At 68.5% G+C, this 12515-nt stretch carries 10 protein-coding genes; 9 read left to right on the forward strand and 1 reads right to left on the reverse strand.

The window, feature by feature from the left end; genetic code table 11:
• Nucleotides 1-205: 205 nt before the first annotated feature.
• The 7 genes from ESO89_RS11285 to ESO89_RS11315 all read left to right on the forward strand — a co-directional run bounded on the left by ESO89_RS11285 (nucleotide 206) and on the right by ESO89_RS11315 (nucleotide 7636).
• Nucleotides 206-2002, forward strand: coding sequence for a bacterio-opsin activator domain-containing protein (locus tag ESO89_RS11285; RefSeq protein WP_128905608.1), 1797 nt, complete (start codon nucleotides 206-208; stop codon nucleotides 2000-2002).
• A gap of 121 nt (nucleotides 2003-2123) precedes the next feature.
• Nucleotides 2124-4118 (forward strand): acetate--CoA ligase, encoded by a 1995-nt coding sequence (acs, locus tag ESO89_RS11290; RefSeq protein ID WP_128905609.1) that lies wholly within the window; start codon nucleotides 2124-2126, stop codon nucleotides 4116-4118.
• A 112-nt stretch (nucleotides 4119-4230) separates the two neighbouring features.
• Nucleotides 4231-4746 carry a DUF4212 domain-containing protein gene (locus ESO89_RS11295; RefSeq protein WP_128905610.1) on the forward strand — a complete coding sequence of 172 codons (516 nt, stop codon included), beginning with the start codon at nucleotides 4231-4233 and terminating at the stop codon, nucleotides 4744-4746.
• Nucleotides 4743-6539 carry a VC_2705 family sodium/solute symporter gene (locus tag ESO89_RS11300; protein WP_128905611.1) on the forward strand — a complete coding sequence of 599 codons (1797 nt, stop codon included), beginning with the start codon at nucleotides 4743-4745 and terminating at the stop codon, nucleotides 6537-6539. Before ESO89_RS11295 ends, ESO89_RS11300 begins: the two co-directional genes overlap by 4 nt.
• 2 nt (nucleotides 6540-6541) lie before the next feature.
• A complete protein-coding gene (locus tag ESO89_RS11305) occupies nucleotides 6542-7003 on the forward strand; it encodes a universal stress protein (protein ID WP_128905612.1) in 462 nt (153 codons plus the stop codon).
• Nucleotides 7004-7089: 86 nt separating this feature from the next.
• On the forward strand, nucleotides 7090-7350 hold the full coding sequence (locus ESO89_RS11310) for a hypothetical protein (RefSeq protein WP_128905613.1): 261 nt from the start codon (nucleotides 7090-7092) through the stop codon (nucleotides 7348-7350).
• Nucleotides 7351-7441: 91 nt separating this feature from the next.
• Complete coding sequence (locus ESO89_RS11315) at nucleotides 7442-7636, forward strand: cold-shock protein (protein WP_004045866.1); 195 nt, start codon at nucleotides 7442-7444, stop codon at nucleotides 7634-7636.
• Between the two features lie 77 nt (nucleotides 7637-7713).
• Here ESO89_RS11315 and ESO89_RS11320 read toward each other — a convergent pair whose 3' ends face one another.
• Nucleotides 7714-8772 (reverse strand): SDR family NAD(P)-dependent oxidoreductase, encoded by a 1059-nt coding sequence (locus ESO89_RS11320; protein ID WP_206731752.1) that lies wholly within the window; start codon nucleotides 8770-8772, stop codon nucleotides 7714-7716.
• 170 nt (nucleotides 8773-8942) lie between these two features.
• Between ESO89_RS11320 and ESO89_RS11325 the strand changes: the two genes are divergently transcribed.
• Both ESO89_RS11325 and ESO89_RS11330 read left to right on the forward strand, forming a co-directional pair.
• Nucleotides 8943-11405, forward strand: a complete 2463-nt coding sequence (locus ESO89_RS11325) for a DNA topoisomerase VI subunit B (RefSeq protein ID WP_128905614.1) — start codon at nucleotides 8943-8945, stop codon at nucleotides 11403-11405.
• Complete coding sequence (locus ESO89_RS11330) at nucleotides 11406-12491, forward strand: DNA topoisomerase IV subunit A (RefSeq protein ID WP_128905615.1); 1086 nt, start codon at nucleotides 11406-11408, stop codon at nucleotides 12489-12491. It abuts the gene before it with no gap.
• Nucleotides 12492-12515: the final 24 nt, after the last annotated feature.

Genomic DNA, 12515 nt, shown 5'->3' on the forward strand with positions numbered 1-12515 from the left:
CGCGAGCCCGGACAGTCGGTCCGGAGCCGTTTCGGCTCTCGTGTAATATTTCGGTTTCTCATGTGAATCCGAAACCGATCGTCGACGAGACGGCGCGTTTGTCTCTCCGATCTCCGCGGTACGAGCGAATATTCCCCGTAACGCGGGCTCGAAGGCGCGTACGCGGGGGAAGATTTACTTCGCTTTGCGAGTGAATACGAAACGAATGGCCGACGGACTGGACGCCGAGGCGTACGATGCGCTCGTGACCGCGGCGGAGACGTACCGCGCCGCGCTGGTCGTCCGCCTCGCCGGCGAGGCCGGGCTCCGGACCGGAGAGATAACGCGCGTCGCCCCGCGACACCTCCGCGAGGCGGAGGGTGACGCGGACCTCGCCCTCCTCGCGGTCCCGACCGACGGGACGGGGACGGAGAGCGGGGCGGCCGGGAGGGCCGAGCCGGAGGGCGCACCGCGAGACCGAAGCGGGATCGACCGCGAGACGCCGGTCCCGGCGTCGCTGGCCGCGGAGCTACGGCGGTACGCCGAGAGCGCCGGCCTCGACGAGTCGGAGCCGTTCGTCGACGTGTCGGCCCGCCGCGTGCAGATGATCGTGAGCGAGACCGCGGAGCGCGCGGCGGCGCGGACCGACGGGCTCGTCGCCCCGGACGTGACGCCCGGGGACCTCCGGCGGACCTTCGCGCGGCGGCTCCTCGTCGACCGCGGCGTCGACCCCCACGCCGTCCGCGAGGCCGGGGGGTGGGAGACGATGGGGACGCTCGACGGCTACCTCGGTCCGCTCGACGGGCGGGCGATCGCCGCGGCGGTGGCGGGCGACCGGACCGGCGGCGACCGGTCGACGGCGGGGACGGCGCCGACCGCCCTCGGCGGGTTCGAGGCCCTCGCCGCGCCCGACGGCCGAACGGCGCCGCTCGCCGCGGTCCCCGACGGACTGATCGAGGCCGACCGCTGGGCCGAGGCGTGGGTCGTTCGGGGGGTCGACGACCGCGACCGCGCCGAGGTCGCGGGCGCGGCCGGAGTCGATCGGGAGGCCCTCGTCGACGCGGTCCCAGCCGACGGGCCGTGGCGCGACGCGGTCGCCGACGGCGAGGCGGTCGCGTTCGACGGGTCGGCGGCGACCGGGGATCGTCCCGGGGTCGCGGCCCCCGTCCGATACCGGGACGCGACGCACGGCGCGCTGTGCGCCGTGGCCGCGGACGACGCCCCCGTCTCCCCGTCCGAGCGGCGCGAGGTCGCCGCGCTCGGTCGCTGTCTCGGGTGGGCCGTGACCGCGAGACGCTGGCGCGACCTGCTCCACTCCGACGCCGTGACGGAGGTGGAGTTCCACACGGTCGACGACGAGGCGTTCCTCGCCCGGACGAGCGCGGCGCTCGGCTGCCGGATCGAGCTCTCCTCGACGGTGGCGGTCACCGACGACGCGTCCCGATTTTACCTCTCCGTCGACGGGGCTCGCCCGCAGGGCGTCGCCGACGCGATCGACGGCGCGCCCGGCGTCTCGGACCTCCGAGCGATCGAGACCCGCGAGGAGGGCTGTTCCGTGTCTGTGCGGGTTGAGGGCGGGTCCGCGGTCCGAACTCTCACCGAGCACGGCGCGACCGTCCGCGACGCGGTCGCGGAGGACGGGCGGGTCCGCGTCGTCGCCGACCTCCCCGCGGGCGCCGACGTTCGTCCGGTCGCCGACGGGTTCCGCGCCGCCTTCGCCGACGCGCGGCTCGCGAGCAAGGAGTCGGTGCCGCGGTCGCCCCGGAGCGAGGACTCGCTGCGCGAGGGCGTCGCCGACCGGTTCACCGACCGACAGTGGGCCGCGCTGTCGGCCGCGTACCACGGCGGCTACTTCGACTGGCCGCGGGGGAGCACCGCCGAGGAGGTCGCCGACGCCATGGACGTCTCCTCGCCGACGTTTCACAACCACCTCCGGAAGGCCCAGCGCAGGCTGCTCGACGAGCTCTTCGAGGACGGGCGGCGGGCGCGGCGCCCCGGTCAGGAGCGCCCCGGTCAGGAGTGAGTCGACCCCGCGCGGCCGGGACGCCCCGAATCCGGGAGTGAATCCCACCCCGAATCCTTCACGATTTTTCGTATTTAGCGCCAGCGTTTATATGGTGAGATCGGTTGGGTACGCCCGTACCATGACAGAGGGAGACGGTCAACTGGAAGCGAGACTCGCAGAGCAGGAGGTGTTCGAGCCGCCGGAGTCGTTCGTCGAACAGGCGAACGCCTCCGATCCCGGTATCTACGACGAGTTCGACGAGAACTGGCCGGAGTGCTGGGAGGCGGCCGCCGATCTGCTCGACTGGGAGACGGACTACGATCAGGTGCTGGACGACAGCAACCCTCCCTTCTACGAGTGGTTCACGGGCGGCGAGCTGAACGCGTCGGCCAACTGCCTCGACCGACACCTCGACGAGCGCGGCGACGAGGTCGCGATCGAGTGGGTCGGCGAGCCCGTCGACGAGGACGACCGGTCGTACACCTACGCGGAGCTGCACCGCGAGGTGAACGAGTTCGCGGCCGCCCTTCGGGAGCAGGGCGTCGAGGAGGACGACGTGGTGACGATGTACATGCCGATGATTCCGGAGCTGCCGATCGCGATGCTGGCGTGCGCCCGTATCGGCGCGCCCCACAGCGTCGTCTTCGCCGGGTTCTCGGCGGACGCGCTCGCGACGCGGATGAACTCCGCGGACTCGGAGTACCTCGTCACCTGCGACGGCTACTACCGCCGCGGCGACCCCCTCGACCACCTCGACAAGGCCAACGAGGGGCTCGCGGGCGTCGACCACGACACGACCACGGTCGTCGTCGACCGGCTCGGCCCGAACGGCGACGACTTCGGCCACGACCTCAGCGACGACCAGCTCGACTACGGCGACCTCGTCGCGGATCACGAGGGCGCCGAAATCGAGCCGGTCACCCGCGACGCCGAGGACATGCTGTTCCTGATGTACACCTCGGGGACGACCGGGAAGCCGAAGGGGGTGAAACACACCACCGGCGGCTACCTCTCGTGGGTGTCGTGGACCTCGCAGTCGGTCCTCGACATCAAGCCGGATGACACGTACTTCTGTTCGGCCGACATCGGCTGGATCACGGGGCACTCCTACATCGTCTACGGGCCGCTCGCGCTCGGGACGACGACGATGATGTACGAGGGGACGCCCGATCACCCGGAGCGCGACCGCCTCTGGGAGATCGTCGAGGAGTACGACGCGACCCAGCTGTACACCGCACCCACCGCGATCCGCGCGTTCATGAAATGGGGCGGGGAGTTCCCCGACCGCCACGACCTCTCCTCGCTGCGGCTGCTCGGCACGGTCGGCGAGCCGATCAACCCGCGCGCGTGGAAGTGGTACTACCAGCACATCGGGAACGAGGAGTGCCCGATCGTCGACACGTGGTGGCAGACCGAGACCGGCGGCATGATGGTGACGACGCTGCCCGGGGCGAATGACATGAAGCCCGGGGCGGCCGGACCGCCGCTCCCGGGGCTCGACGTGCAGATCCTCGACACGCTCGGCGACGAGGTGGAGCCCGGAAAGGCCGGCTACCTCACGGTACAGAAGCCGTGGCCCGGCATGCTCCGGACGCTGTACAACAACGACGAGCGCTACATCGAGGAGTACTGGGCGGAGTACTCCGACACCGACAGCGACGACCCCGACGACTGGGTGTACTTCCCGGAGGACGGGGCGAAGATCGACGAGGACGGCTACATCACCGTCCTCGGGCGCGTCGACGACGTGCTCAACGTCTCGGGCCACCGGCTCGGGACGATGGAGATCGAGTCCGCCATCGTCGGCGTCGAGGGGGTCGCGGAAGCCGCCGTCGTCGGCGGCGACCACGACATCAAGGGCGAGGCCGTCTACGCGTACGTGACGACCGAGGACGGGTACGAGGGCACCGACGAGCTCCGCGACGCGATCGTCGCGGGCGTCGAGGATGCCATCGGCCCGATCGCCCGGCCGGAGCAGGTCGTGTTCACCCCCGACCTGCCGAAGACCCGGTCGGGGAAGATCATGCGTCGCCTGCTCGAGAACATCGCCGACGGGAAGGAGCTGGGGAACACCAGCACGCTCCGGAACCCGGAGATCGTCGAGGAGATCCAGCGGAAGGCGGAGAACGACTGACCGCCACACCACCGTTTTCGAGACACTAAACGAGAGACGACGCGCGCGACACCGGGAATAAATATCACGATAAAACCGCATAAACTCACCACGATAATACACACCACAATACATGACAGACAATAGCTCACAAAATCCGGACGACGCGGCGACCGACGGGGACCGCGCAGCGAACGACGCGGTCACTGACGGGGACCGCGCAGTTGACGACGCGGTCACCGACGGGGGCCGCGCAGCCGGCGACGCGGCCACCGACGGCGGCGTCGCCGCGACCGCGGCACAGAAGCACAACGACATCGACTACCTCGGGGCGGAGGTGAACATCCTGAACCCGAGCACGCCGTACATGCGCGATCACCTCCGGATCGTCTGGACGGGGTTCACCATCTGGGTCCTCGCGGTGTGGGGACCGGTGACTCTGACGCGGCTCGCGCCCGGTCCGATGACGGAAACGATGCCGATCCTCGGGTTCCCGCTCCACTACTTCCTCGTCGCGTTCGGGGCCCCGACCAGCGCGCTGATCCTCTCGTTCTGGTACTCGCGCAAGCGGGACGCGCTCGACGAAAAGTACGGTATCGATCACGGCACCGCTGACGTCGCGGCGACCGACGGAGGGTCCGACGAATGACGGGGGGTTCGGTCCTCCTGCAGAGCGACCTCCTTCCGGAGGCGCTCGACATCTCGTTCAAGCTGGTACCGTCGATCCTCGTGATCGCGATGTTGGGGCTGTTCCTCACGATCGGCTTCGTCTTCCGCGTCGCCGACACCGAGAACATGTGGGTCGCCGGTCGATCCATCGGGAACGTCGAAAATGGGATGGCGATCGGGGCCAACTGGATGTCGGCCGCCTCGTACCTCGGCATGGCGGCGTCGATCGCACTCGCGGGGTTCTACGGCCTCGTGTACGTCGTCGGCTGGACGACGGGCTACTTCATCCTGCTCATCTTCCTCGCCGCGCAGCTGCGCCGGTTCGGGAAGTACACGGCGCCGGACTTCGTCGGCGACCGATTCAACTCCGACACCGCGCGCGCGATCGCGGCGGTGACGACGTTCCTCATCGGCTTCGTCTACGCAATCGGACAGGCGAAGGGGATGGCGCTCGTCGGCCTGTACATCTTCGGTGATTACGGAGGTCTCATCCCCGGCCTCGACGGGTACCAGGTGATGGTCGTCGCCATGATGGTCGTCACCGTCGGCTACCTGACGCTGTCCGGCATGCTGGGCGCCACGAAGAATCAGGCGGTTCAGTACGTCATCCTCATCCTCGCGTTCACCGTCGGGCTGTTCGTCGTCGGCTTCACCAACGGGTACTCCACGGTGTTGCCGCAGCTCGAGTACGGCGGGCTGATCAGTCAGCTCGGCAGCGAGTTCTCCGAGCCGTTCGCGTCCTCGAGCTACTACCTCTGGGTCGCAACGACGTTCTCGCTGATCGTCGGCACCTGCGGGCTGCCGCACGTGCTCGTCCGGTTCTACACGGTCGAAAGCGAGCGGACGGCCCGCTGGTCGACGGTCTGGGGGCTGTTCTTCATCTGCATCCTCTACTGGAGCGCCCCGGCGTTCGCGGCGTTCGGGACCGACCTCTACACGCAGAACGTCGGTGCGACGTACGGCGATCCCGGGATGACGAGCGCGGCTAGTGAGGTCATCGTCGTGCTGGCGGCGCAGCTGTCGAGCCTCCCCGAGTGGTTCGTCGGCTTCGTCGCGGCGGGCGGTATCGCCGCGGCCATCGCGACGGTCGCCGGGCTGTTCATCGCCGGCTCGTCGGCGATCAGCCACGACATCTACACGAACATCATCAACGAGGACGCGACGCAGCGCCAGCAGATCCTCGTCGGCCGCCTCTCGATCGTCGCGCTGGGCGCGCTGACCACGCTGGCCGCGCTCAACCCCGCGTCGTCGATCGCGGCGCTCGTGGGATACGCGTTCTCGCTCGCCGGCTCGGTCCTGTTCCCGATGTTCTTCCTCGGCATGTGGTGGGAGAACGCCAACCGGCAGGGCGCGCTTGCCGGCATGACGACCGGGCTGACCCTGTGGTCCATCCCGATGATCAACCAGATCGTCCCGACGTACATGAGCTCGCTCGAGGCGCCGCTGTCGGCGGGACTCGCCCAGTGGATGCCCGCCATCGGCTCGGCGCTCATCACGCTCCCGGTCGTGTTCGTCGTCACCATCGTCGTCTCGATGGCGACCGACGAGCCGTCGCTCGAAACGAAGCGGATCGTCCGGCAGTGCCACAGCCCCGAGCCGATGGGGCAACAGGAGACCGCCGAAGACGTCGTCGCCGCGGACGGCGGTGAGGACGTTGCGACCGACGGTGGCCGCGCAGTTGACGACGTTGCGACCGACGGTGGCCGCGCAGTTGACGACGCGGCTGCCGACGGTGACCGCGCAGTTGACGACGCGGCGACGGAGGAGGAGTAATCATGTACGAACGCATCCTCGTACCCACGGACGGAAGCGACGTCGCGGAGGCAGCGGTCGACCACGCGCTCGACCTCGCGGAGAAGTACGACGCCGAGGTCCACGCGCTGTACGTGGTCGACATCGACTCCGTGAACTACAGTCTCGGGACCGAGCAGGTCGACCGGCTCAAACAGGGCCGGTTCGACGAGATGGGTGAACTGAAAGAACAGGCCGACGAAGCGACCGGCGTGGTCGCCGATCGCGGAGCCGAACGCGGCGTTGATGTCGTCGAGCACGTCGCGGGCGGTCGGCCCCACAAGGTGATCGCCGACTACGCCGAGAACCACGAGATCGACCTCATCGTGATGGGGAGTCACGGTCGGGCCGGCGTCCGGCGAGCGCTGCTCGGGAGCGTCACCGAGCGAACGCTGCGCTCGACGCACGTTCCCGTCCTCGTCGTCGACTACCTCGACGAGGACTGAACCCCCGCGAGCGCGACCCCACCGGGGAGCGCTCGGGCGCTGAACCGTTCCGGAACACCGACGTATCTCGACGCCGACATTCACCCATGACCGACGCCGAGCAGATCGACGAGCCCGACGCGGACGAGAGCCTCGCCGATCGGATTCGGTCCCACGTCAGGGGAAACCGAACCGGGATGGTACAGGATCTCGCGTTCGCGGTCGTCTGGGTGACGGTCGTGTCGCTGCTGTACGATTTCGCCTTTTCCGCCTCGCCGCAGTGGGTGCTGTACATGTTCATGCTCGCCGGCATTCCGGCGTACTTCGGCTTCTTCATCTCGCTGGAGCTGGCGAGAACACAGCAGTGATCCGCCGCTTTCGGGCGCTACGTCCGATACAGACACCGGATGCCGGAGTCACGCAACACTTATGTCCCAGTCGGGAGTGAGTCCAGACGCGATGGCGACAGGCAAGGTCGACTTCTTCAACGACACCGGCGGCTACGGATTCATCGAGACTGACGACGCTGACGAGGACGTGTTCTTCCACATGGAAGACGTCGGCGGCCCGGACCTCGAGGAGGGACAGGAGGTAGAGTTCGAGATCGAGGAGGCCGATAAGGGGCCGCGCGCGACGAACCTCACTCGACTGTAATCGTCGGCTTCGACGCCTCGGATAGTTCTCGAAACGCGTCTCGCGTATATGACACGCCATAGCGGCGGCGCTGTAGGTTAAATCGGGAACTCCACGCCGGTCGCGTCCGTCGAGTACTCCCAGAGTTTCCGGGCGTCCTCGCGGTCGTCGGAGGCGTCGTTCGACCGGCCGATCGTCGGCGCGCCGCGCATGTTCAGCAGCCCGCCGGGCTCGACGTAGGCGCCGCCGTCGACGTCGGCGGTGGCCGCGTACAGCATCGGGAGGGTGCCCGTCGCGGCGTCTTGGCCGAACACGGCGTTCGCCAGCCGCATCCCGACGCTCATCAGGGTACTTCCGCTCTCCGCGGCGGTGCGGAGCTGGAGGTTCGTGTCGGCGTAGCCCGGGTGGCAGGCGGCGCTGCGGACGCCGGGGTCGGCGTCGCCCTCGCGGTTTTCGGCGTCATCCCCGCGGCTCGCGGCGTCGATCCGGCGTTGAAGTTCGTAGGCGAAAAGCAGGTTCGCGAGCTTGCTCCGGCCGTACGCCTTCCACTTGCCGTACGACTCCTCCCAGTTGAGATCGGTGAAGTCCATCTCGCCGCTCTCGTGGGCGCCCGACGACTGGGTGACGACGCGCGCGTCGCCGGACTGCGTCCGGCTGCCAGCGGCGCTGCGCGCCGCGCCGTCGCCGTCGATCCCCTCGGCGGCCTCGAGGAGGTCGAACAGGCGCCCGGTAAGCGCGAAGTGCCCGAGGTGGTTGACGCCGAACTGCGTCTCGAAGCCGTCCTCGGTCTCGCTGCGAGGGATCGCCATCACGCCGGCGTTGTTACAGAGGACATCGACCGCGTCGTAGTCGTCGCTCAGGCTCTCGGCGAAGGCCGCCACCGAGTCGAGCGACGCGAGGTCGCACTCGCGCACGTCGAGGTTACCATCGAGGTCGCCGCCGTCGCCAAAAGCGGCGCCAGTGCCGCCGCCGGCGTCGGCGCGGAGCTCGGCGGCCGCGTCCTCGCCGCGCTCGGCGCTCCGGCACGCCATCACGACGGTGGCGCCCTTCGCGGCGAATGCACGGGTCCCCTCGTAGCCGAGCCCGCTGTTCGCGCCGGTGACGACCACCGTCTTCCCGTCTAGTCGCGGCATGTCCTCGGCGGCCCATCCTGACATGGCCAAAGGGAGGGGCGTCACGGGGAGAAACCTGTCGGCGGGATCGGACGTTTTCCGTTCGTGCGAGACACTCCCGAACAAGGTAACGAGACGGCGTCTGACGCCGGGATACACTTTCACCGCGCCGACGGTGCGTTTTTAGGTGTCTCGGTGAAAGGGGAGGATACCGAATGACGTCCTTCCAGTCGACGATCGGCGACGAGGAGGGGATCGCGGAGGAACTGGCCGAGGGCCAGCGCGAAATCTCCATCGCCGAGTTCTTCGAGAAGAACAAACACATGCTCGGGTTCGACTCGGGCGCCCGCGGGCTCGTCACCGCCGTCAAGGAGGCGGTCGACAACGCCCTCGACGCGACCGAGGAGGCCGGCGTCCTCCCCGACATCTACATCGAGATCGAGGAGGTGGGCGACTACTACCGGCTCGTCATCGAGGACAACGGGCCGGGCATCACGAAAGAACAGCTCCCGAAAGTTTTCGGGAAGCTCCTGTACGGCAGTCGGTTCCACGCCCGCGAGCAGTCGCGCGGTCAACAGGGGATCGGAATCTCGGCTGCCGTGTTGTACTCTCAGTTGACCTCCGGCCAGCCCGCGAAGATCACTTCGCGCCCGAAGGGACAGTCGCGGGCGCAGTACTTCGAACTCATCATCGATACGGACACGAACGAGCCGGAGATCAAGGCCGACGAGGAGACGACGTGGGATCGCCCCCACGGCACGCGGATCGAGCTGGAGATGGAGGCGAACATGCGCGCCCGCCAGCAGCTCCACGACTACGTGAAACACACCGCGGTCGTCAACCCCCACGCGCGGCTCGAACTGCGCGAGCCGGGGCTCGACGAGCCGCTGAAGTTCGAGCGCGCGACCGACGACCTGCCGGCGGAGACGGAGGAGATCCGCCCGCATCCACACGGGGTCGAGCTGGGGGCGCTGATCAAGATGCTGGAGGCGACCGAGTCGTACTCCGTCTCCGGATTCTTACAGGGGGAGTTCACGCGAGTCGGCAAGAAGACCGCGGACAGCGTGATCGACAACTTCCGCGACGTGTACTACGGCCGCGAACTCGCGTGGTCGCCCCCGCGGACCCACGACGACCGCGACGTCGCCGCCGTGGTCGCGGATGCGGTCGCCAACAAGGGCGAGGCGGCGACGACCGCCTTCTCCGAGGGTGTCGCCGAGACGGTCGCGAACAACGACCGACTCTCCCGCTCCGAGCTCGCGGCGATCATCGACAACGTCGCGGAGACGGTCGCGGAGGACACGGGCAAGACGTTCGGCGGGACCGTCCGCGAGAACGCTGTCGACGCCGCGTGGCGGGCGATCACCGGAGCCGGCGACGAGGCGAGCGGCAGCGATGCGAGCGGCGACGATGGGGGCGACGACATCGCGACCGAGTCGCCGCTCGTCGCCGACGCCTACGCCCTCGTCGACGACGCCACCTCGACCCGGAAGGACGACGGCGCGGTGCAGGCGATGGCCGAGGCGCTCGCGCGCCGGTTCGAGAACCTCGACGGCGAGGCGTTCCGGATCACCCGTGACGACCTCGACCGCCTCGTCGCGGACGCGGCCTCGTTCGTCGCCGAGCAGCGCGACGCGACCTTCGGCGAGACCGCCCGCGAGAACGTCGTCGAGGCGTTCTGGTCACGCGCGCGGACGGTCCCGGACGACCCGCCGAAGGTGACGGCGATCGCGGGGAGCCGCGACGCCGCCGCCGATCTGCTCGACGCGATGCGGACGACCGACATCCTCGCGCCGCCGACCGACTGCCTCGCACCGATCACGGCCGAGCTGGTCGAGGCCGGGCTCCGCAAGGAGTACGACGCCGACTTCTACGCGGCGGCGACCCGCGACGCAGAAGTCCACGGCGGCGACCCGTTCATCGTCGAGGCCGGCATCGCCTACGGCGGCGAGATCCCGGCGGAGGGGACGGTGGAGCTGCTCCGGTTCGCGAACCGCGTCCCGCTCGTGTACCAGCGCGGCGCCTGCGCGACGACGGACGTGATAAAGCAGATCGGCTGGCGCAACTACGGGCTCGACCAGCCCGGCGGCTCCGGGCTCCCGAACGGGCCGGCCGTCATCAGTATCCACGTCGCCTCCACGAACGTCCCGTTCACGAGCGAGTCGAAGGACGCGCTCGCGAACGTCCCCGAGATCGAAGACGAGATCGAACTCGCGGTGCGGGAGGCGGCCCGCGAGCTGAAGTCGTTCCTCAACAAGCGGCGCTCGATGCAGCAGCGCCGGGAGAAGCAGGACGTGCTCGGCCGTATCCTCCCGGAGATGGCCGACAAGGTCTCGGAGGTCACGGGCCGACCTCGCCCCGACATCGACGGAGCCTTGGCGCGTATCATGAACAACGTCAGCGTCGAGCGCGAGGTGAACGGCGAGACGGTGACGCTCGTCGTCGAGAACCACTCGGACGTGAACGAACAGCTGGAGATCACGGACATCGTCTCGATGGAGCCGACCGACCTCTCCGACGGAACGGCGGTGGACATGGACGGCGAGTGGTTCGTCCAGTGGAAGCCCGAGGTGCCATCGGGCGACGAGCGGGAATTGACGTACGCAATCGACGGCGACGCCGACTTCGAGGTCAGCGTCGGCGGCGTGGAGACGGAGAAACTCACGGTGAACGACTAAATGACGACCGAAAGCGACGCACGAGACGAGCTGATCGACCTGGCCGCGGACTTCTACGACCAGTTCGCCGGCGGGAGTATTCCGGAGCTGACGCTTCCCACGCGGACGAAGAGCAACATCGAGTACGACACCGAAAGCGGCGTGTGGACCTACGGCGACCGCACGTCGACGCGCAGCGCCAACTCGGTTCGGGGCGCGCGCAAGCTGCTGAAGGCGGCGTACACGATCGAGTTCCTCGCGGACCAGCTCGACGAGGACCGCTCGTCGACCCTGCGTGAGCTGTACTACCTCTCGGAGTCGTGGGACAACGACGAGGCGCAGTTCAAGAGTCAGGACGAGTCGAACGACCTCGTTGAGGACTTAGAGATCGTCACGGGCGTCACCCGCGAGGACTTCCACATGCGCCCGGAGGAGTCGGGCGCGAAGGTGATGGGGCCGGTCCTCATCCGCGAGCAGACGAACCGCGGCGAGCGCGAGATCCACTGTCAGCTCGACGTGGGGCAGGGCGGCTACCAGATCCCCAACAACCCGGACACCATCGAGTTCCTCGACAACGACGCCGAGTTCGTCCTCTGCGTCGAGACCGGCGGGATGCGCGACCGGCTCGTGGAGAACGGGTTCGACGAGGATCACGACGCCTTGGTCGTCCACCTCGGCGGCCAGCCGGCTCGGGCGACGCGCCGGTTGACGAAGCGGTTCCGCGACGAGCTCGACCTCCCCGTGGTGGTGTTCACGGACGGCGACCCGTGGTCCTATCGGATCTACGGCTCCGTGGCGTACGGCTCGATCAAGTCCGCGCACCTCTCGAAGTACCTCGCGACGCCGGAGGCGCAGTTCATCGGAATCCAGCCGGAGGACATCGTCGAGTACGACCTGCCCTCCGATCCGCTCTCCGACTCGGACGTGAACGCCCTCGAATCCGAGCTCGAGGACCCGCGGTTCCAGACCGACTACTGGGAGGAACAGATCGAACTGCAGCTCGACATCGGGAAGAAGTCCGAACAGCAGTCGCTCGCGAGTCGCGGGCTCGACTTCGTCACCGACACGTACCTCCCCGAGCGGCTCGGCGAGATGGACGTGCTGTAGCGGGACTCCACCCGACCGAGCCGC

The sequence above is a fragment of the Halorubrum amylolyticum genome, from assembly GCF_004114995.1.
Classification (GTDB): domain Archaea; phylum Halobacteriota; class Halobacteria; order Halobacteriales; family Haloferacaceae; genus Halorubrum; species Halorubrum amylolyticum.

What these genes read in the sequence shown, in the direction of transcription:
- ESO89_RS11285 (WP_128905608.1), top strand. Translation starts at nt 206, where the DNA reads ATGGCCGACGGACTGGACGCCGAGGCGTACGATGCGCTCGTGACCGCG.
- acs (WP_128905609.1), top strand. Translation starts at nt 2,124, where the DNA reads ATGACAGAGGGAGACGGTCAACTGGAAGCGAGACTCGCAGAGCAGGAG.
- ESO89_RS11295 (WP_128905610.1), top strand. Translation starts at nt 4,231, where the DNA reads ATGACAGACAATAGCTCACAAAATCCGGACGACGCGGCGACCGACGGG.
- ESO89_RS11300 (WP_128905611.1), top strand. Translation starts at nt 4,743, where the DNA reads ATGACGGGGGGTTCGGTCCTCCTGCAGAGCGACCTCCTTCCGGAGGCG.
- ESO89_RS11305 (WP_128905612.1), top strand. Translation starts at nt 6,542, where the DNA reads ATGTACGAACGCATCCTCGTACCCACGGACGGAAGCGACGTCGCGGAG.
- ESO89_RS11310 (WP_128905613.1), top strand. Translation starts at nt 7,090, where the DNA reads ATGACCGACGCCGAGCAGATCGACGAGCCCGACGCGGACGAGAGCCTC.
- ESO89_RS11315 (WP_004045866.1), top strand. Translation starts at nt 7,442, where the DNA reads ATGGCGACAGGCAAGGTCGACTTCTTCAACGACACCGGCGGCTACGGA.
- ESO89_RS11320 (WP_206731752.1), bottom strand. Translation starts at nt 8,772, where the DNA reads ATGTCAGGATGGGCCGCCGAGGACATGCCGCGACTAGACGGGAAGACG.
- ESO89_RS11325 (WP_128905614.1), top strand. Translation starts at nt 8,943, where the DNA reads ATGACGTCCTTCCAGTCGACGATCGGCGACGAGGAGGGGATCGCGGAG.
- ESO89_RS11330 (WP_128905615.1), top strand. Translation starts at nt 11,406, where the DNA reads ATGACGACCGAAAGCGACGCACGAGACGAGCTGATCGACCTGGCCGCG.